A 19,769-nucleotide genomic window follows, 5' to 3' on the forward strand; every position below is an offset into this window, starting at 1 on the left:
CATCACCTTAGATAACTTCATTGCAATATACCTTTAGCATTTGTTTGGTGATATTGCATTAATTCATCCTCCGTAAGCATGACAAAATGACCTGGACGGACTTCTATAAACTTTTCATTTGCTCGATCATTGGCGTTGTATTTGGTTTCATCAAAAATAATCCTTTGTCGTTCATGCTCTAGTTTAGGATCAGGCAGAGGAATAGCCGATAATAATGATTTTGTATAAGGATGGATAGGGTGGTCATAAAGTTCCTGACTTTCCGCTAACTCAACAATTTTACCTCGATGCATGACCCCGATACGATTGCTTATATATTTTACCATCGACAAATCGTGTGCAATAAATAAATACGTTAACCCTCGTTCCTTCTGGAGCTTTTTTAGCAAATTAACGATTTGCGCTTGAATCGACACGTCCAATGCAGAAATTGGTTCATCGGCAATAATTAATTCCGGCTCTACAGCAAGCGCACGTGCAATACCAATGCGCTGACGTTGTCCACCACTTAGTTCATGTGGATAACGATTCGCATATTCCTTGGTTAAGCCTACAACGTCTAAAAGCTCATAAATGTTTGTTTTCCATTCACTTTTCGGTACGCCATGAATTGCAAGACCTTCCGCAATAATGTCTGCTATTTTCATCCGTGGATTCAGAGAAGAATAGGGGTCTTGGAAAATCATTTGTACTTTGCGATGAATGGCAAGCTTCTCTTGTTTTGTCTGTGCATCATAAATGGATTGTCCATCAATTTGGATGGTGCCATCTGTTATCGTATTGAGTCCGATAATAGAGCGTCCCGTAGTAGATTTGCCGCAGCCGGATTCGCCAACTAAACCGAAAATTTCCCCTTTATAAATATCAAAAGTAATACCATCTATCGCTTTGTTAATTGTATTTTTCCCTAATTTAAAATATTGCTTCACTTCCTTTAAGGATAAAAACGGATGGTTTGTATCAAATAGAGGTGTCTCCTCACGTTCTTTTTGCTTTTCCTGCGCTAGCTGTTGATGAACAGGTATCATTGTAGGTGCCTGCTTGTGCAATAGCCAAGTTGCAGCATAATGCGTATCGCTTACTTTAAACATAGGTGGTTCTTCTAGAAAGTCAATTTTAAGTGCCTGCTTATTGCGAGCCGCAAAGGCATCTCCCACAGGTGGCTGCAATAGGTTAGGCGGTGTCCCTGGAATGGCATATAATGATTCCGCATCGATATCTGGATTCGGCATCGCAGCGAGTAGCCCTTGTGTATAAGGATGTTGACAGTGGTAAAAAATTTCATCGACTAAGCCAATTTCTATAATTTTACCTGCATACATCACGGCAACACGGTCAGCCATTTTTGCGACAACCCCTAAATCATGGGTAATAAATATTATCGAGAGATTCATCTTTTTTTGGATGTTTTTAAGCAATTCTAATATTTGGGCTTGAATCGAAACATCCAATGCTGTAGTCGGTTCATCTGCAATAATAATGCGCGGCTCACAAGCAAGTGCCATTGCAATGACAATTCGTTGACGCATGCCACCTGAAAATTGATGTGGGTATTGCTTATAGCGTTTATCTGCTTCTTTAATGCCAACGAGTTGTAATAATTCAATGACCCGCTCTATTATTTGCTTACCACGTAAAGACGTATGTTTTTTAATGCTTTCTGCAATTTGACTGCCAATCGTCATCGTAGGGTTTAATGCAGTCATAGGATCTTGGAAAATCATTGAGATTTCAGCCCCGCGAAGCCCACGCATTTGCTGTTCACTGTAATCTAAAATGTTTTTGTTATGATATAAGATTTGGCCATTTTTAATCATTGTTGTTTCACGAGGATTTAAGCGTAATAGGCTTTTCGAAGTAACGGACTTCCCTGACCCTGATTCGCCAACGATTGCTAATGTTTCGCCTTCATATAAGTCAAACGAAACATTGCGTACAGCCTGTACTTCGCCACTATACGTGTTGAAGGAAACGCTAAGATTTTTGACTTCTAAAATGGTTTTCATTGTGAACACCTCCTTATTTACGTACTTTTGGATCAAATGCATCGCGCAGTCCATCTCCAAGTAAATTGAAGCTAATCATAATTAAGCTAATAATAATAGAAGAAACAATCATGCCATGTGGGTAAATGCGCAATAGTTTATATGAGTCATTCACAATTGTTCCTAAGGAAGCGGTAGGTGGTTGTAGCCCTAATCCGATAAAACTAAGTAAGGCTTCTGTGAAAATCGCGCCAGGTATAGTAAAAGTAGTAGCGACAATAATTGGGCCAAGTGTATTAGGAATTAAATGCTTCCAAATTAATCGTTGGTTACTCGCTCCGAGTGTTCGGGAGGCCAGTACATATTCATATGATTTGAGCTTTAATATTTGTGCGCGAACGATACGGGCCATACTAATCCAGCCAACGATAACCATTGCGAGAGTAATAGAAATGATGCCGGGCTTCAAAATCAGAATAAGAAGAATATTGACTATTAACCCTGGAATACCAACTAATACTTCAATAATACGTTGCATGACATTATCAGTACGTCCCCCATAAAAGGCTGAGATAGCACCATAAGCAACACCGATAATTAAATCAATCGTGGCTGCGAGAAAGGCGATATAAAGTGAAATACGCGTGCCTTGCCAAATTCGTGTCCATAAATCTCGTCCTAATTCATCTGTACCGAACCAAAAATATTCGGTTATACCCTTTTTTTCGTATTGGTCCACGCCACGCCCATCGACACCATTCAAACCTAAGAAAGGCAAATGTTCCAGAACGGGAACTTTTGGTGGTAAATTGGTGCGCGCAATGTTTTGTTCATCGTAGCCATGGCTATTCATAAATGGGCCGAAAACAGCTAATAAAATAACGAAAATAATAATACATAAGCCGACAATAGCTGCTTTATTTTTACGTAAACCACGCCATGCATCTTGCCAAAATGATTGTTCAGGTCGATGCACAATATCAGAGACGTTATCTGCTTGAGAGGCAGGTTCAAATAAATCGGCTGGATAATGCTTTGTGCCTTCAGTGATTTTGGTTGTCATAAATTATTCGCCTCCCGCTACACGAATACGAGGATCAATGAACCCGTATAAAATATCAATAATTAAAATGACACTGACAAATAAAAAAGCGTAAAAAATCGTTGTGCCCATAATTAGTTGATAATCATTTGTAATAATCGAATTAACAAATTGCTCCCCTAAACCAGGGATACTGAAAATTTTCTCAATAACAAGTGAACCAGTAATCGTATTCACAGTTAACGGTCCGATAATTGTAATGATTGGAATGAGCGCATTGCGAATCCCGTGTTTTGTAATAATATAAGCATTCGATAATCCTTTTGATTGAGCGGTTAAAATATATTCTTGGTTGAGTACCTCTAACATTTCAATGCGAGTAAAGCGGGCAATAGTTGCCACAACGCCAACTGCTAAAGCGATGGTTGGTAAAATCGAGTATTCAAAACCATTCCAAAAAGCAATTGGCAGCCAGCCGAGTTTAACACCAACCCAATATTGTAAAAAGCCTGCAAATACAAATGAAGGAATAGAAATACCGAGTACTGCTAAGACGGTTGCACCGTAATCGATCATGGTGTTATGTTTTAATGCTGCTACGATACCTAACAGTAAGCCGATAATAGTACCGACAAAAACGGCTTGGAATCCGAGAATAGCCGATGCGCCAATGCGTTCTTGAATAATTTTCGTAACCGGGCGATTATCAAAAACAAAAGAAACACCTAAATCCCCTTGAACAAGATTCGACAGGTAAATCCCAAACTGTACAGGTACTGGTTTATCTAGACCGTATTTTTTGTACAGTAATTCTTTTTGCGCTTCAGGTAACCGTTCATCGTTGAATGGAGAACCAGGTAGAGCTTTCATAAGTAAAAATGAAAGCAAGATGATGATAAATAACGTAATCATCATGAAGCCGATTCGGGTGAAAATGTAGCGAATCATGGAAATGACCTCCTACTAATTTAGTTTGTTGAATCTATTATTTTATTTGCAAGATTAGTGCCAAAAAAAGAGTAAACTCGAAAAATTCGAATTTACTTCCTTTGTGCTAGGCAGGTTATAAAATTTGTAATTCGCGTGGAAAAGTAGTCAACACTTCTGCTTTGCCAAGTTCATTGATGTAAACATTGTCCTCGATACGAACGCCTCCGTAATGGGGTATATAAATACCTGGTTCAATTGTAAATACCATACCAGTTGTAATTAAATCATTGTTTCCTGCATGGACAGAAGGTTCTTCATGAACTTCAATGCCAAGTCCGTGACCAACGCGGTTGTTGAAATAGTCGCCATAGCCCTTCTTTTCAATAACTGCTCTTGCAGCCAAATCTACTTGTTTTAATGGAATGTTAGCTTTTGCTGCTTTAATACCAGCTAGTGTCGAAGCTAGTACGGTCTCATATATTTCTCGTTGTTTTTCTGTCGCTTCGCCAATGACAAATGTTCTTGTAATATCAGAGCAGTAGCCATCTTTAATCACACCCATGTCAATCAGCACAAAATCTCCATGCTCGATTTTTCGCATACTAGGTTGACCATGCGGCAAGGCAGCATTTCCACCAGACAAAATAATCGAGGCAAAGGACTGGCCATCCGCTCCAAATTTACGCATTAAATATTCTAGCTCGGCAACAAGGTCTAATTCGGTCATGCCAATATGAATTTTTTTGATGCCCTCTGTCATCACCTGTTCAATAATATCAATGGCCACTTTCAGTTGATTGAGTTCATCTCGCGTTTTATGCAAGCGTTGCCTATTGACTAGTTGTTGAATATCTTTGACTTGTACATCTAAGGTACTTGTAAGCTCCAAATAGCGTGAAAGATTAAGTGCCTTTGCTTCCACACCAGCTGTTTGACCAAGGTTTCCTATGGTGCTTTTGACAACCTCAAATGGCATTTGCTCATCACTTATTGGTACAATGTGTTGAATATCAGTAACTTGTACTGCTGCTTCTAAATCTAAGGCAGGAACATATAATATTTCTTCATTTGTTTTGCTATTGAAAATAAGTGCCATAAAGCGCTCATGAGGATTAGATAAAAAACCAGTGTAATAAAAAATATTAGCTGGCGATGTAATGAAAGCTATATCCTCCTCAAGCTTTGATTTGAAAATTGCTCTACGAGTTTCGTAAATAGTAGACATATATTACCTCCTGATATTTATTTTGTAGGTAATAATAGCATATAAACAAAAAAATAAAATATTATTGTACAATTGTTCGAATTCTATTAAAAAAGTATTGCATTGTAGTATTTCTTATGATACATTTATAAATGTCTTAAAGAGGTCCCGTGGTGTAGCGGTTAACATGCCTGCCTGTCACGCAGGAGATCGCCGGTTCGATCCCGGTCGGGACCGCCATTTAAATTGATATTCCAGTCCTTATGATTTTATATCATAAGGACTTTTTTGTATGTGATTGGCGTATGGATCCAATTCATCTTTCAGGAGCTTATCAGTAAAATTAATTAGAAATTACATGACAAATGAATAACGTCGAAAGGATCATCACTGCCTAGTAGAAACACAGAGGCTTAAAGCATAACATTCTGTGAAGTATTTGAGACCAACTTCCCTTTATTATTCAATAAACAACATCTATTTCCCTAAAACATATCAATGCTGTCTAAAAAACGGCTTAAATCGCTGTGAAATGATCGATAATATTGCCTTAAACATAATGGATTTCATATATTTAACATTATCTAAAAATAGTAAAAATTACCGATAAATGATAGCGTTTCTATAAGGTAAAATTAGAGGTGTTTCTAATATAAAGATTAGGGGTAAAAATGTAGAAGTAATCGGATTGGCTACGGAGGTGTTTAGATGAGCAAAGATTATTCTTTTAAAAGTATTTATTTACCTTTGCTTATTGGTTCCATGATAATGATGGTAGGCTGTGGAGATCCTATTATGGAGATTGAAGAATCAAATGCGTATCACTGGCAAAAAAATATGAGCGAAGTAGAATTTGAGAAATTAAAAAATGATATGTCATATATTGAGGTAGTAGAAGCAGCAGGCGGCGCAGGTAAAAAAATCAAAAATAATGAATATCGTTGGAATGATGAAATTTTGATGACACAGGCCTATATAGTGAAATTTAAGGATGATAAACTAATTGGCAAAGAAATCATAGCAGTGAAAGGTCATTCAAACAGATAAATAGTTGTCACGTCTTTGTAAAAGAAGGCGTGTTTTTTTATTTAAATGAGCTTCCTAAATTAGGCTTTTTAACGAAGATAATCTAAGTAGGATATAATGATATTGGATGCTTTGAACATTTTCGCTAGTTTAGGTAAACTAGAGATAATGTAGTGATGAGAGGAAAAATGAGAATGTATGAAATAATCATGAATTCAGTTGATGATACAGAGCGGTTTGCCCTGGCACTTGCCAATTTACTAGAAGCTCAAGATACGATTACATTAGAAGGAGATTTGGGTGCAGGCAAGACAACGTTTACGAAGGCCTTAGCAAAAGGGCTTGGTGTGAAAAGAACGGTCAACAGTCCAACATTTACAATCATTAAACAGTATGAAGGACGTTTACCCTTCAATCATTTAGATGTTTATCGTTTGGCTGAAAGTGACGAGGACCTAGGTTGGGATGAATTATTTTATGGAGATGCAGTATCAGTGGTAGAGTGGGCGCATTTAATTGAACAGGATTTGCCACAGAATCGATTAGCGATAGAGATTTATCGAATCGGAGACACTGAACGACGATTCGTGTTCATACCTAGTGGGGAACGTTATGAGGCACTATGTGAGGAGCTAATGAAATGATTTGGTTAGGAATAGAAACAGCGAATACACCACTTTCCGTTGCTGTGGTGATGGATGGAAAAGTGGTAGCTGAGCTGGTACAAAATATAAAATTAACACATTCAGCAGGCGCAATGCCCGCTATTGAAGAGGTATTAGCAAGAGCAGGTTTGAAGGCAGGTGACTTGGATGTCATTGCAGTGTCTGAAGGGCCAGGATCGTATACAGGGGTCCGTATAGGTGTAACATTAGCGAAAACCCTAGCATGGACATTACAGATACCTTTAGTTGGTGTCTCTAGCTTAAAAGCATTAGCTGCAAATGCTACCCTTTATAATGGATTAATTTGTCCAATTTTTGATGCAAGAAGAGACAATGTTTATACAGCTGTTTATCAAGGAGTGACACTAGAGGCTCTTGTGGAGGATCATCATACACATATCGCTGATTTGTTAGAGCGTTTAAGGGCATTAGATGCACCTATTTTATTTGTAGGAACAGATGTGGGCATATTTTGGGATAACATTGTAGAGAAGCTTGGCGATAACGCTTTACGTGCACCTTTTAGTCTTGACTTGCCTCGTGCAACGGAAGTTATTCGTGTAGGAACTAAAGTGGAGTTACCAAGTGTTGAAGCTACTCATCACTTTGTCCCACAATATAAACGAATTGCAGAGGCTGAAGCAAATTGGCTGAAAGAACAGAAGGAGAAAGAACATGAGTAGTGATGTAACTTATCGTAAAATGGTTTCTGATGATGTACCAGCAGTTTATGAAATTGAAGTCGCTTCATTTCCTGTACCTTGGACGTTGGATTCCTTTTACTATGAAGTGCATGAAAATCAGTATGCCCATTATGTGCTGGCTGTTGATGCAAGTGGAAGTATTATTGGTTTTTGCGGGATGTGGATGGTTATAGATGCAGCCCAAATTACGAATGTAGCTGTTATTGAGGCAGCGCGTGGACGAGGTATAGGAGAGGGATTAATGCGTGAGGCGCTGCAAATAGCTCGTTTACATGGAATGGAGGTTATGACATTGGAGGTACGAGTAACGAACACGGTTGCACAAAATCTTTATCGTAAGCTTCAATTCCAAGATGGTGGTATACGGAAAGGCTATTATACTGATAACGGGGAGGATGCCCTTGTCATGTGGGTGAATTTATAATGAATAATGGATTGATATTAGCAATAGAATCAAGCTGTGATGAAACAGCTGCAGCGATTATTCGAAATGGTCATGAAATCGTGTCGAATGTTGTTGCTTCTCAAATAGAGAGTCATAAGCGATTTGGTGGCGTTGTCCCTGAAATTGCATCACGCCATCACGTTGAACAAATTACGATGGTAATTGAAGAAGCATTAGCCCAAGCAAAATTAAAGCCGACAGATTTAGATGCGGTTGCTGTTACAGAGGGTCCGGGTCTTGTAGGTGCATTGTTGATTGGCATTAATGCGGCGAAGGCTTTTGCCTTTGCAAACAACTTACCAATTGTAGGTGTACATCATATTGCAGGGCACATTTATGCCAATGCGCTTGTTCAGCCAATGGAGTTCCCTTTATTAGCACTAGTCGTTTCAGGTGGTCATACAGAGCTTGTCTATATGAAGGAACATGGCTCTTTTGAGGTCATTGGTGAAACACGAGATGATGCAGCTGGTGAAGCTTATGATAAAGTGGCGCGTGTTTTAAATTTACCTTATCCTGGAGGGCCACATATTGATCGTCTTGCTCATGAGGAAGGAGAGGCTGTTCCTTTTCCAAGAGTATGGTTGGAAGAGGATTCGTATGATTTTAGCTTTAGCGGTTTAAAATCAGCTGTCATCAATTATAAACATAATATGGACCAACGAGGTGAAGCTATTTCACCAGCAGCTGTTGCTAAGGGCTTTCAAGAAAGTGTTGTTGAAGTACTGTCTGCTAAAACATTACGTGCGGCTCGCGAATATCAGGTGAAGCAGGTTATTGCAGCTGGAGGTGTAGCAGCAAATAAAGGTTTGCGAGTTTCTTTGGAGACTGTATTTGAAGAGGAAGGTATCCCGTTTTTTGTACCCCCGCTTAAATTGTGTACTGATAATGCGGCAATGATTGGCGCAGCAGCTATGCCGATGTTTGAGGCTGGTATTCGAGGTAATCTAATGATGAATGGACGTCCAGGAATGGAGTTAAAATCCTGGGTATAGTATAAGAAAGAGGTATCTATATTTTTAGATATCTCTTTTTTTATTGTCGAATAATTGTTGATAAAAAAGAACCGTGCTAAGGGAATAGTCAATAGAAGCATCAAAATTGACAAATTTTTCAGAAAATTATCCACAAGTAAAGGAGCGAATTAAATGGCGAACACGCGTACTTATGCACAAATTGTTGATAACTTGTGTATAACTTGTGATTATTCAATATATAGTAGCTGGTTTTATACGATAGAATGTGGATAAAATAAATTTATATTGTGGACAATGTGGAAAACTCTGTTGATATGTTGGTATTACTAGATTTATAGTGTGAATAAAACTGTGGGCATTTTTTGTCGAAAAATAGCACTTGACCAATATATATGAAAAGTGAAGACAAGTAAAGAAAAAGCCATGTGACCTTTCACATGGCTTACATCCTTTACATACTAATATTTTCAAGTTCTTCATTTAACTCAAGCCATTCTAATTCTAATAGCTCATGCTGTTCTTTAGCAGTTGCTAATTCTGCTTGAAGCATTGAAATTTTTTCATGGTCTGTGAAAATGGCAGAGTCACAAAGAGCCTCTTCTAGTCTTGCAACAATAGCAGATGTTTCTTGCATCTTGCTTTCTAAATCTTCGATCGTACGTCTAATTTGACGCTCACGTTTTTTTACTTCTTTATCAATTTTTGATGTAGACGTTTTATCAGGCAGGTCTTGCTGTACTTGTGGTTGGGAGGCAACCTTCATTTGTGCTAGCTCCAATAGTTCCTGCTTTTTCTCAACGTAATAATCGTAGTCACCTAAATATTCAAATGAACCGGTTCCAGATAACTCCACCACTTTCGTTGCGATACGATTAATGAAGTAGCGGTCATGTGAGACAAATAGAAGCGTACCAGGATAATCAATCAAGGCATTTTCTAATACCTCTTTGCTATCTAAGTCTAAATGATTGGTAGGCTCATCAAGAATTAAGAAATTAGCCTTTTGCATCATTAGCTTTGCGAGTGCAAGGCGTGCTTTTTCACCGCCCGATAAAGAGGATACAGCTTTATCCACATCTTCACCACTAAAAAGAAAACGCCCTAATACAGTACGAATATCTTTTTCGTTCATGAGTGGCCATTCATCCCATAATTCTTTTAGGACACTCTTATTGCTCGATAGCTTTGCTTGCTCTTGATCATAGTAGCCTATTTGTACATTTGTACCATAACGAATACTACCTGCAAGAGGAGATAAATCTTTTACAATTGTTTTTAATAATGTCGATTTACCAACTCCGTTTGGACCAACAAGGGCAATACGATCCTCACGAAAAGTGCGGAGGTTTATCCCACTAGAAATGGTACGATCGTTATAACCAATCGTTAATTCATCAGCAGATAAAACATCATTTCCACTTTGACGTTCAATCGTGAAACCGAAACTAGCGGATTTCTCATCACCATCCGGCGATTCCATCCACTCTGTACGTTCAAGCATTTTACGTCGACTTTGGGCCATTTTTGTTGTAGAAGCACGTGCAATATTTTTTTGGATAAAATCCTCAAGCTTGGCCTTTTCATCTTGCTGACGTTCAAAGAGTTTGACATCACGCTCATAATTTTTAGCTTTTTCATCTAGATATGCACTATAATTACCCGGATATTTGGTAACGCGATGACGAGATACTTCGTAGACAATAGAAACGACTTGGTCTAAGAAGTAGCGGTCATGGGAAACAATTAAAATAGCGCCTTCATAGCCCTTTAAATAGGATTCCAACCAAGATAGTGTTTCGATATCTAAATGGTTCGTTGGCTCATCGAGAATTAAAAGATCTGGTTTACTAAGTAAGAGCTTAGCAAGTGCTAAACGTGTGCGCTGTCCACCAGATAAGGAACTGATGGGTTTGTCATAGTCTTCGGAATAAAATTGCATACCATGAAGGACTGACCGTATGTCTGATTCATATTGATAGCCACCTGCATCTTTAAACGTATGCTGTAATTGATCATATTCCGACATAACTTTCGCATACATAGTAGGGTTATCATAGACAGTAGGATCAGCCATTTGTTGTTCAAGTGAGCGTAGTAGCTGTTCTTGGGCTAAAAGAGATTCAAATATAGTCATCATTTCATTCCAAATTGTTAGCGTAGAGTTTAATCCTGCATGTTGCTCTAAATAGCCTATTTGAATATCCTTTGGGATAATGATATCACCTGAATCATAAGACATTTGACCAGCAATTATTTTTAATAAAGTAGATTTACCTGCACCGTTTCGTCCTACTAAGGCAACACGGTCACGGTGTTGAACTTCTAATTTAACACCACTTAAAATTTCATCTGCAAGAAAGGATTTAGTTAGTTGATTGACCTGTAAAACAATCATTCTTGACACCTCAATTCTACCTTAGTGTAATGGATGAACGATTTGCATGCAATGTCCGTGCTTTACTTATTCCTAGCAGTCATGTAAGATTGAAACGATTTCTTTTTAGTTAGCTGCGTATAAGGCGCCATTAACTAAAGAGAAATACAGCAGGGGATTGCAAAAATGTTGTATATTGTTAAGGATGAATGTATTAAAATTAGTAGTTAAAGACAGTAAAATTGATGGAGGTACATCATAAGGAGGAAAAAGTTTGAAACAAGAATTAAAAATTCCACAAGCCACTACAAAAAGACTTCCTCTTTACTATCGATTTATTCAAAACTTTGCACAAGAAGGTATGGAACGTATTTCGTCGAAGGAATTGAGTGAAGCGATGAAAATAGATTCTGCAACTATTCGCCGTGATTTTTCTTATTTTGGTGCACTTGGGAAAAAAGGTTATGGCTACGATGTGCAGCATCTATTACAATTTTTTAGCCAGACGCTTGATCAACATGAAACGACAAAAGTAGCGTTAATAGGTGTGGGGAATTTAGGTAGTGCATTATTAAAATATAATTTTCAAAAAAACCATAATACACATATTGTTGTAGCATTCGATTCAAAAGCACCGAAGGATGGCAAAATGATCAGTAACATTCCTGTTTTTCATCCAGATTTATTGGAGGAAAAATATGCAGAATACGGTGCAGAGCTTGCTATTTTAACCGTTTCACCACGCTCCGCTCAAAAAATGGCGGATCGCTTAGCAGCCATGAATGCAAAGGGAATTTTAAACTTTACGCCAGAGCGATTAACAGTACCTGATAGAATGCAGCTTTTAACCATCGATTTATCGGTAGAGTTGCAAGCGCTTATTTATTTAATTCGTAATCAGGAAGAGTGATTCTTTACATAGCGTGTTTAGGCTGTTGTGGTGAATAGCAAGACGTAAAACTTTCACATAATATTAGTTAGCCAAATTATCGAAAGTGAGTTAAAATGTAAAATATATAAGAGGAGGTGGCTGTAATGGGTATCGGTCCTATGAGCCTTATCATTATTGGAATTGTAGCAATTTTAATATTTGGCCCTAAAAAGTTACCAGAGTTAGGGAAAGCTATGGGTTCTACACTGCGTGAATTTAAAAATGCTACTAAAGGGTTAGCAGATGATGATGATAATGATAAAAAGAAAGTCATCGAAGTAAAAAACGATGATAAGTAACTGAAGGATGTCTTTCTAATATGAATGCAAACAACCAAACTGTCATTGAGCATATAGAAGAATTAAGGAAACGACTTTACTTTGCAGTCGTTTTCTTTGTTATTGCGGTGGCTGGAGCGTTTTTTTTGGCGGAGCCGCTTATTCATTTTTTACAAAGCAGTGAAACCGCACAGAGTTTCTCTTTAAACGCGTTCAGAATAACAGACTCTATAAAAATTTATTTTCAAATGATTTTTTATATAGCCTTATTGTTGACGTCTCCTATTATTCTATATCAGCTATGGGCCTTTATTTCACCCGGACTATATGAAAAGGAACGTCGGGTAACATTAAGCTATATACCCTTTACATTTATCTTATTTGTAGCTGGAATTGTTTTTTCATACTTTATTTTATTTCCGTATGTATTGAACTTTATGATTGATTTATCTAGTCGTCTAGGTGTACAACTAACAATTGGAATTAATGAGTATTTCTCGTTTTTATTTCAAATCACCTTACCTTTTGGATTTGTTTTCCAATTACCGATTATACTCCTATTCTTTGCACGTTTGGGTATTCTAAATCCACAAGTTATGACAAAGAACAGAAAATATGCTTATTTCGGACTTTTTGTCATTGCGGCTATGATTACACCACCAGATTTAATGAGTCATTTAATCGTAACAGTACCAATGTTTTTACTCTATGAGTTTAGTGTTTGGGTAGCGAAAATAGGCTATCGCAAATATTTAAAATCTGAAGAGATTCGTTTAAAAGAAGAGCAAGAAGCAGAACAAAAGCGTCAGATTGAAGAGGCACTTGAACAACAAAGACGACAAATAGAAGGATTCAATCAACAGTAAAGATAAAGCTCGATGCCAAAATAAAGGCATCGAGCTTTTTTGTTAAATTTCCTTCTTTCTATAAATTTACATAGCTTTACAAAAATTTATTGCATTTTTTCTAGTTCTTGAAGAAACTTTTGCAATGGTTCAGCATAGAATTGTACAAGTGTCACAAATCCATTAAGCATGACGTGTGCAATAATAGACGTCCAAATGCGCTTTGTTTTGTGATATAAAAAGGCGAAGATTAAGCCACAAATGGTATAAAGCAAGATATGAGAGAAGTCGAAGTGGATAATCGCAAAGAAAATGGCACTCACAATTGCTGCCACCCAGAAATTTGTTGTTTGGACAAGCGAGCCAAAGATTACTCTACGGAAGACGAATTCTTCTAAAATTGGCCCGAATACAACAATTGCTAATATGGCAATGGGAGCACCTTTAGCTATTGCGACAATATCAGCAGTATTTTGTGAGCCTCCTTCAATACCGAAAACAGCCATCTCAATAGCTGCACCAATCATTTGTCCAAAGAACACTAGGAAGAAGCCGATGATTCCCCACACAATTGTTAGAGGTATCGTTTCTTTTTTTCCTTGATAAATGTTCCAAAATGCTTTATCTCGAGATGTAAGGATTAAGCTTAAAATGAGCGCAACCGCAAAACTTAGGGCAATATACCAACCTTGAGTAATAGGAGCCGCTTGTTCAGAAGCTAAACCAGTTACCTTCATGACGAGCCTATGGAACGGTAAGAGCAACCATCTGCTAGAGATTTGCATCAAGATATAAATCAGCAAAACATACAGGGCTGTTTTTTTATGTTTCGTTACTTTTTGAGAATTAGTCACAATCAAAATCCTTTCCATTCATATGCTTCCTTTCTATTGTAGAGGAATATGGAAAGAAAACAAAATTTTTTGAAGTTCTGACTTGCAAAAAAAAGAGTGATTGATTATCATAATAATTGTGTTAGCACTCATTGATATAGAGTGCTAATAAATATCAACAATTATTTAATTATTAGGAGGTTGTTTCACTTGTTAAGACCACTAGGAGATCGTATTGTAATTGAACTAATCGAGGTAGAAGAAAAATCTGCATTCGGTATTGTACTACCTGACTCTGCAAAAGAAAAACCACAAGAAGGTAAAGTAGTAGCAGTTGGGACAGGTCGTGTATTAGAGAACGGGCAACGTGTAGAGCTTGACGTTAAAGTTGACGACCGCATTATTTTCTCTAAATACGCTGGCACAGAAGTTAAATTTGAAGGTAATGAATACCTAATTTTACGCGAAAGCGATATTCTTGCAATTATTGAATAAGAACTTTAAAGGCACCTTACGTAAGGTGAATACTTATTGTTTGCATAACAAATGTGACAATAAGGTGAAATTGATATAAATATATTGAAGAAGCTTAACGAATATTCCATTTCAGGAGGGTAAATTCTCATGGCAAAAGATATTAAATTCTCAGAAGACGCTCGTTCATTAATGTTACAAGGTGTAGATAAATTAGCAAATGCAGTAAAAGTAACATTAGGACCAAAAGGACGTAATGTTGTTTTAGAAAAAAAATTCGGTTCACCACTTATTACAAATGATGGTGTGACAATCGCTAAAGAAATCGAACTAGAAAACCCATACGAAAACATGGGAGCAAAATTAGTAGCAGAAGTTGCTTCTAAGACAAACGAAATCGCTGGTGATGGTACAACTACAGCAACAGTATTAGCCCAAGCAATTATTCGTGAAGGCTTGAAAAACGTTACAGCTGGCGCAAATCCTGTAGGTATCCGTAAAGGTATCGATAAAGCAGTTGCTGCAGCACTTACTGAATTACATGCTATTTCTCGCCCTGTAAGCAATAAGGAAGAAATTGCACAAGTTGCTGCCATTTCTGCTGCAGATGATGAAGTTGGACAACTAATCGCTGAAGCAATGGAACGCGTTGGTAACGATGGAGTTATTACAATTGAAGAATCAAAAGGCTTCACAACAGAGCTAGATGTAGTTGAGGGTATGCAGTTTGATCGTGGTTATGCTTCTCACTACATGGTAACGGACACAGATAAAATGGAAGCGGTTCTTGATAACCCGTACATTTTAATTACTGATAAAAAAATTACAAACATTCAAGAAGTATTACCATTATTAGAGCAAGTGGTACAACAAGGTCGTCCACTTTTAATGATTGCTGAAGATGTAGAAGGTGAAGCTCTTGCAACACTTGTTGTGAACAAACTTCGTGGTACATTCAATGCTGTAGCAGTAAAAGCCCCAGGTTTCGGTGATCGACGTAAAGCAATGCTTGAAGATATTGCTATCCTGACAGGTGGACAAGTGATTACAGAAGAATTAGGTTTAGACCTAAAATCAGCTGATATTTCTGCACTTGGTCGTGCAGCAAAAGTTGTTGTAACTAAAGACAACACAACAATTGTTGAAGGTGTAGGCGGAGCAGACGCAATTGAATCGCGCATTGGTCAAATCCGTGCACAACTTGCAGAAACTACATCAGAGTTTGATAAAGAAAAATTACAAGAACGTCTTGCAAAATTAGCAGGTGGTGTAGCAGTTATCAAAGTTGGTGCTGCAACAGAAACAGAGCTAAAAGAGCGTAAACTTCGTATTGAGGATGCTTTAAACTCGACTCGTGCAGCTGTTGAAGAAGGTATCGTATCAGGTGGTGGTACTGCTCTCCTAAACGTCTATGCAGCAGTAGAAAAAGCGGCTGAAGCAGTAGAAGGCGACGTATCTACAGGTGTGAAAATCGTTCTACGTGCTTTAGAAGAACCAGTTCGTCAAATTGCTAATAATGCGGGTCTTGAAGGCTCAATTATCGTAGATCGTCTAAAACGTGAAGAAGTTGGCATTGGTTTCAATGCAGCAACTGGCGAATGGGTAAATATGATGGAAGCAGGCGTAGTAGACCCGGCAAAAGTAACTCGCTCAGCTTTACAAAATGCAGCATCAGTTGCAGCCCTATTCTTAACAACAGAAGCGGTTGTAGCAGATATCCCTGAAGCAGCACCAGCAATGCCAGATATGAGCGGCATGGGCGGTATGCCAGGAATGATGTAAGATTTAGTTAGCCTATAAGCACAATCTTTTAAGTAATATGACCACTTTCCATAGTTTTATGGAAAGTGGTTTTTTATTTTGATTTTTTATTAGAACAGAGTTTAAATAAAAATCCTTAAATTTTCTTCGCTATATAATATCCGGAATTTACAATGAGCTGTTTTAATTTCTATCGGAACAATAATTTTAGCGAATCAAAACCCGCCAGTAGTGGAATGTTCATCTACTAAATGTATGCATAATCTATAATTAAAAATTTTCCTGTTGTTTTTCAATGGATTATCACTTACAATACAAAATGAAAATGATAATCGTTATCATTAACTAAAAGTTTAATAGATAGAGGTGAAATTTTGGATAGACAGGAAGCTAACAGAATAGGAATGGGCAATATTTATTATGTTATTATCTTGCTTTTAATAGTCTCTATTTTAATATCTGCCGTTTTTTCTGTATCAATAGGACAAGTCAGCATTCCTTTCAAGCAATCGATGGATATTTTGCTACATACTATATCCAATGGAAAACTTGGAACACTTGATAGCGTGGAAAGTGAATCCTATTTGAATATTATTCTACAGGTCAGAATGCCGCGTGTGGTTTTTGCCTTATTGATTGGTGTCGGACTTGCATTGTGTGGGGCTGTCATGCAGGCAGTTGTCCAAAACCCGCTTGCTGATCCATACATACTTGGTATTTCTTCAGGAGCGTCATTAGGTGCAACCTTTGCTATTCTAGTTGGTTTTGGGAGTAGTGCATTGTTAGCACAATTTGGAGTAGCCTTTGGTGCATTTGCAGGGGCGATGATTACCTCGATGGCAGTGCTTATCTTATCCAGCATTGGAGGTAAAGCAACCTCAGTAAAATTGGTTTTATCAGGGGTTGTTATCGGTGCATTATGTAGTTCGTTTTCAAGCCTTATCATCTTTTTTGCCAATAATGCAGAGGGCATTAAAACTGTTACGTTCTGGTCTATGGGGAGTTTAGCATCTGCCAGCTGGGACAAAACACCAATTTTAACAATCGTGATTGTACTAGGAGCTGCATTATTCCTTTTCCAACATCGTGTGCTAAACACAATGCTACTTGGGGATGAATCAGCTATCACCTTAGGGATCAATTTAAGTGCTTATCGTAAATTATATATGATTCTTACCTCGCTTATTACAGGAACGATGGTCGCTTATGCAGGTATGATCGGTTTTGTTGGTTTAATTATCCCACATATCACAAGAGGTATTTTCGGGGCAGATCACAAACGATTAATGTTAGGAACATTGCTCTTAGGAGGCCTTTTCATGATTTGGGCGGATATTCTGTCTAGAACGTTAATCCAAAATGTGGAATTACCGATTGGTATTATTACTTCTGTCATTGGGTCACCATTATTTATCTATATGATTGTAAAAAAAGGTTACAACTTCGGAGGGTAGAACAATGGAATTAGTAGCAAAGGATATAGAAGTAAAAATCGGCAAAAAGGAAATCGTAAAAAACGTATCCATTCATGTGAATAAGCAACAATTTGTGGGCTTAATCGGACCAAACGGATGCGGAAAATCAACTTTATTGAAAAGCATTTATAAAAGCCTAGTACCTCAAAAAGGGATGGTTTTCTTAGATGATTTAGATGTTTTAAAAAGCGCCGAAAAAAAGATTTCTCAACACTTAGGTGTAGTTGGACAATTCAATGAAATGCACTTTGATTTAACGGTACAACAAATGGTGATGTTAGGTAGAACACCTCATAAAAAAATGCTAGAGTCAGATAACCAAAAGGATTTTGACATCGTAGAAGAGGCATTGACAAGAACAAACTTACAATCTTATAGAGAGCGCAGTTTTCTTTCACTATCTGGTGGTGAAAAGCAAAGGGTTATTTTAGCAAGAACGATTGCCCAGCAGCCTAAATTTATGATTTTGGATGAACCAACAAATCATTTAGATATTCGTTATCAAATTGAAATACTATCCTGTGTAAGAAGTTTAAACATCGGTGTTTTAGCAGCTCTTCATGATCTAGAAATGGCAGCACATTACTGTGATTATCTTTATGCAGTAAAAGATGGTGAAATCTATGCACATGGTACACCCCAAGAAGTTTTAACACCAGAAACAATAGAAGCTTTATATCATATCAAATGTCAAACGTTTACTAATCCAGTGACGAATGGATTAGGCTTTGCATATGGACTGTAGGAGGAAAAACATGAAGAAAAAATTATTATTAGGGATTGGTTTAGCGGCTTTATTAACATTAACAGCCTGCGGTAACACATCAAAAGATACATCTAAGGAAACTCAAACAAAAGAGCATTATCCACTGACAATTGAGAACTTTACAAAGGCTGAAGGTGGATCAACATGGGAAAAGAAAGATCAAGTATTTGATAAAGCACCTGAAAGAATTATGGCAAATACACGCCCAGCTGCAGAATTATTATTACATTTAGGATTAGGCGATAAAATCGTTGGTGTTGGTGCAAACTTTGGTGCAGTTGATAAAGCTGTTGAAGAAGAGTATGCTAAGCTAAATATTTTAAGTGATGAATATGTTGGGAAAGAGGTTACATTAGGTACTGATCCTGATTTAGTATTTGGTCGTGGTGGCTTATTTGATAATGCTGAATGGGGAGTAGGGACAGTAGACTCTCTTAATGAAATGGGTATAAAAACATATGTTTTAGAGTCATCCGTAACAGGTGGCACGTATGATTCTATTTATAAAGATATAAAAAATATTGGTGAAATTTTTAATGTTCAAGACAAAGCAGATAGCTTTATTAAAGAATTAAAAGGTCGACAACAAGATATTTCCTCAAAATTAGAAAGTATAAAAGAAGAAAAAACATTTGCCTATCTGCATACAAATGATCCAAAAGAGCTTTTTGTTTATCCAGCACACGATGAAACATTCTTTAATGATGCATTCAAAATGGTAAAATTAGATAATATTTTCAAAGATGAAACAGGCGATGTAAGTGTTGAAACATTAATTGCAGCAGATCCAGATGTATTAATTCTACCAAACTGGGATGGTTCTGATTTGACAAAAGTACGTGAAGAAATTTATGCGAATCCTAAACTTTCCAGCATGAAGGCTATTAAAAATAAACAAATGTATATTGTAGATTACAATTACATGTTTGGCTATGGCTATAACACGATTGATGGAATGGAAGCATTAGCAAAAGAAATGTATCCAGACTTATTTAAATAAAACAAAAAGCGCTGTCCTAGCGGGTCGAATAAATGACACGTTAGGGCAGCGTTT

At 37.4% G+C, this 19,769-nt stretch carries 19 protein-coding genes and 1 tRNA gene; 14 read left to right on the forward strand and 6 right to left on the reverse strand.

All coding sequences use genetic code 11. The features are described 5' to 3' along the window. Positions 1-17: 17 nt before the first annotated feature. From JIN86_RS21920 to JIN86_RS21935, 4 genes are all read right to left on the reverse strand, one after another. On the reverse strand, positions 18-2,006 hold the full coding sequence (locus tag JIN86_RS21920; protein ID WP_009374128.1) for an ABC transporter ATP-binding protein: 1,989 nt from the start codon (positions 2,004-2,006) through the stop codon (positions 18-20). A 13-nt stretch (positions 2,007-2,019) separates the two neighbouring features. After that, positions 2,020-3,048 (reverse strand): oligopeptide ABC transporter permease, encoded by a 1,029-nt coding sequence (opp3C, locus tag JIN86_RS21925; RefSeq protein ID WP_004224325.1) that lies wholly within the window; start codon positions 3,046-3,048, stop codon positions 2,020-2,022. A 3-nt stretch (positions 3,049-3,051) separates the two neighbouring features. Further along, positions 3,052-3,975, reverse strand: coding sequence for an oligopeptide ABC transporter permease (gene opp3b, locus JIN86_RS21930; protein WP_004224327.1), 924 nt, complete (start codon positions 3,973-3,975; stop codon positions 3,052-3,054). 115 nt (positions 3,976-4,090) lie between these two features. Then, entirely contained in the window at positions 4,091-5,182 is a 1,092-nt protein-coding gene (locus JIN86_RS21935) for an aminopeptidase P family protein (protein ID WP_004224330.1), read from the reverse strand. A 143-nt stretch (positions 5,183-5,325) separates the two neighbouring features. Here JIN86_RS21935 and JIN86_RS21940 point away from each other — a divergent pair. The 6 genes from JIN86_RS21940 (at position 5,326) to tsaD (ending at position 8,996) form a co-directional block, all read left to right on the forward strand. Next, a tRNA-Asp gene (locus JIN86_RS21940) sits at positions 5,326-5,401 on the forward strand. Between the two features lie 468 nt (positions 5,402-5,869). Beyond that, positions 5,870-6,208, forward strand: coding sequence for a hypothetical protein (locus JIN86_RS21945; protein WP_004224334.1), 339 nt, complete (start codon positions 5,870-5,872; stop codon positions 6,206-6,208). Between the two features lie 173 nt (positions 6,209-6,381). Then, a complete protein-coding gene (tsaE, locus tag JIN86_RS21950; RefSeq protein ID WP_004224337.1) occupies positions 6,382-6,831 on the forward strand; it encodes a tRNA (adenosine(37)-N6)-threonylcarbamoyltransferase complex ATPase subunit type 1 TsaE in 450 nt (149 codons plus the stop codon). Next, the gene (gene tsaB / locus JIN86_RS21955; protein ID WP_202342880.1) at positions 6,828-7,535 is read left to right on the forward strand and encodes a tRNA (adenosine(37)-N6)-threonylcarbamoyltransferase complex dimerization subunit type 1 TsaB; all 708 of its coding nucleotides are present in this window, start codon (positions 6,828-6,830) and stop codon (positions 7,533-7,535) included. Before tsaE ends, tsaB begins: the two co-directional genes overlap by 4 nt. Next, positions 7,528-7,980 carry a ribosomal protein S18-alanine N-acetyltransferase gene (gene rimI, locus JIN86_RS21960; protein ID WP_202342881.1) on the forward strand — a complete coding sequence of 151 codons (453 nt, stop codon included), beginning with the start codon at positions 7,528-7,530 and terminating at the stop codon, positions 7,978-7,980. The genes tsaB and rimI overlap by 8 nt, the downstream gene beginning before the upstream one ends. Continuing rightward, a complete protein-coding gene (gene tsaD, locus JIN86_RS21965) occupies positions 7,980-8,996 on the forward strand; it encodes a tRNA (adenosine(37)-N6)-threonylcarbamoyltransferase complex transferase subunit TsaD (protein WP_202342882.1) in 1,017 nt (338 codons plus the stop codon). Before rimI ends, tsaD begins: the two co-directional genes overlap by 1 nt. A 433-nt stretch (positions 8,997-9,429) precedes the next feature. On the opposite strand, the gene JIN86_RS21970 is transcribed toward tsaD, so the two are convergent. After that, on the reverse strand, positions 9,430-11,373 hold the full coding sequence (locus JIN86_RS21970; RefSeq protein ID WP_004224348.1) for an ABC-F family ATP-binding cassette domain-containing protein: 1,944 nt from the start codon (positions 11,371-11,373) through the stop codon (positions 9,430-9,432). 253 nt (positions 11,374-11,626) lie between these two features. On the opposite strand from JIN86_RS21970, the gene JIN86_RS21975 reads away from it, so the two are divergent. From JIN86_RS21975 to tatC, 3 genes are all read left to right on the forward strand, one after another. Next, positions 11,627-12,262, forward strand: a complete 636-nt coding sequence (locus JIN86_RS21975) for a redox-sensing transcriptional repressor Rex (RefSeq protein WP_004224350.1) — start codon at positions 11,627-11,629, stop codon at positions 12,260-12,262. 125 nt (positions 12,263-12,387) lie between these two features. Then, complete coding sequence (gene tatA / locus JIN86_RS21980; RefSeq protein ID WP_004224351.1) at positions 12,388-12,582, forward strand: twin-arginine translocase TatA/TatE family subunit; 195 nt, start codon at positions 12,388-12,390, stop codon at positions 12,580-12,582. A 20-nt stretch (positions 12,583-12,602) separates the two neighbouring features. Continuing rightward, positions 12,603-13,427: a twin-arginine translocase subunit TatC gene (gene tatC, locus JIN86_RS21985; protein ID WP_004224353.1), complete on the forward strand. Its 825-nt coding sequence runs from the start codon at positions 12,603-12,605 to the stop codon at positions 13,425-13,427. Between the two features lie 86 nt (positions 13,428-13,513). Here tatC and JIN86_RS21990 read toward each other — a convergent pair whose 3' ends face one another. After that, the gene (locus JIN86_RS21990; protein ID WP_004224356.1) at positions 13,514-14,278 is read right to left on the reverse strand and encodes a CPBP family intramembrane glutamic endopeptidase; all 765 of its coding nucleotides are present in this window, start codon (positions 14,276-14,278) and stop codon (positions 13,514-13,516) included. A gap of 171 nt (positions 14,279-14,449) precedes the next feature. Between JIN86_RS21990 and groES the strand changes: the two genes are divergently transcribed. The 5 genes from groES (at position 14,450) to JIN86_RS22015 (ending at position 19,715) form a co-directional block, all read left to right on the forward strand. After that, on the forward strand, positions 14,450-14,734 hold the full coding sequence (gene groES, locus JIN86_RS21995; protein ID WP_004224358.1) for a co-chaperone GroES: 285 nt from the start codon (positions 14,450-14,452) through the stop codon (positions 14,732-14,734). Between the two features lie 129 nt (positions 14,735-14,863). Further along, on the forward strand, positions 14,864-16,495 hold the full coding sequence (gene groL, locus JIN86_RS22000; RefSeq protein ID WP_004224361.1) for a chaperonin GroEL: 1,632 nt from the start codon (positions 14,864-14,866) through the stop codon (positions 16,493-16,495). Between the two features lie 353 nt (positions 16,496-16,848). After that, a complete protein-coding gene (locus tag JIN86_RS22005) occupies positions 16,849-17,928 on the forward strand; it encodes a FecCD family ABC transporter permease (protein ID WP_009374126.1) in 1,080 nt (359 codons plus the stop codon). Between the two features lie 4 nt (positions 17,929-17,932). After that, positions 17,933-18,694, forward strand: a complete 762-nt coding sequence (locus JIN86_RS22010; RefSeq protein ID WP_004224363.1) for an ABC transporter ATP-binding protein — start codon at positions 17,933-17,935, stop codon at positions 18,692-18,694. A 10-nt stretch (positions 18,695-18,704) separates the two neighbouring features. Beyond that, positions 18,705-19,715, forward strand: a complete 1,011-nt coding sequence (locus JIN86_RS22015; RefSeq protein WP_202342883.1) for an ABC transporter substrate-binding protein — start codon at positions 18,705-18,707, stop codon at positions 19,713-19,715. Positions 19,716-19,769 lie beyond the last annotated feature (54 nt).

The organism is Lysinibacillus sp. HST-98 (genome assembly GCF_016757845.1).
Taxonomy (GTDB): domain Bacteria; phylum Bacillota; class Bacilli; order Bacillales_A; family Planococcaceae; genus Lysinibacillus; species Lysinibacillus capsici.

Bases quoted from the DNA above. Each gene is read 5' to 3' on its own strand.
- JIN86_RS22010 (WP_004224363.1), top strand. From the start codon at position 17,933: ATGGAATTAGTAGCAAAGGATATAGAAGTAAAAATCGGCAAAAAGGAA.
- rimI (WP_202342881.1), top strand. From the start codon at position 7,528: ATGAGTAGTGATGTAACTTATCGTAAAATGGTTTCTGATGATGTACCA.
- JIN86_RS21935 (WP_004224330.1), bottom strand. From the start codon at position 5,182: ATGTCTACTATTTACGAAACTCGTAGAGCAATTTTCAAATCAAAGCTT.
- JIN86_RS21945 (WP_004224334.1), top strand. From the start codon at position 5,870: ATGAGCAAAGATTATTCTTTTAAAAGTATTTATTTACCTTTGCTTATT.
- tsaE (WP_004224337.1), top strand. From the start codon at position 6,382: ATGTATGAAATAATCATGAATTCAGTTGATGATACAGAGCGGTTTGCC.
- tsaD (WP_202342882.1), top strand. From the start codon at position 7,980: ATGAATAATGGATTGATATTAGCAATAGAATCAAGCTGTGATGAAACA.
- JIN86_RS21990 (WP_004224356.1), bottom strand. From the start codon at position 14,278: ATGGAAAGGATTTTGATTGTGACTAATTCTCAAAAAGTAACGAAACAT.
- groL (WP_004224361.1), top strand. From the start codon at position 14,864: ATGGCAAAAGATATTAAATTCTCAGAAGACGCTCGTTCATTAATGTTA.
- opp3C (WP_004224325.1), bottom strand. From the start codon at position 3,048: ATGACAACCAAAATCACTGAAGGCACAAAGCATTATCCAGCCGATTTA.
- tsaB (WP_202342880.1), top strand. From the start codon at position 6,828: ATGATTTGGTTAGGAATAGAAACAGCGAATACACCACTTTCCGTTGCT.
- JIN86_RS21920 (WP_009374128.1), bottom strand. From the start codon at position 2,006: ATGAAAACCATTTTAGAAGTCAAAAATCTTAGCGTTTCCTTCAACACG.
- JIN86_RS21970 (WP_004224348.1), bottom strand. From the start codon at position 11,373: ATGATTGTTTTACAGGTCAATCAACTAACTAAATCCTTTCTTGCAGAT.
- tatA (WP_004224351.1), top strand. From the start codon at position 12,388: ATGGGTATCGGTCCTATGAGCCTTATCATTATTGGAATTGTAGCAATT.
- opp3b (WP_004224327.1), bottom strand. From the start codon at position 3,975: ATGATTCGCTACATTTTCACCCGAATCGGCTTCATGATGATTACGTTA.
- tatC (WP_004224353.1), top strand. From the start codon at position 12,603: ATGAATGCAAACAACCAAACTGTCATTGAGCATATAGAAGAATTAAGG.
- JIN86_RS22015 (WP_202342883.1), top strand. From the start codon at position 18,705: ATGAAGAAAAAATTATTATTAGGGATTGGTTTAGCGGCTTTATTAACA.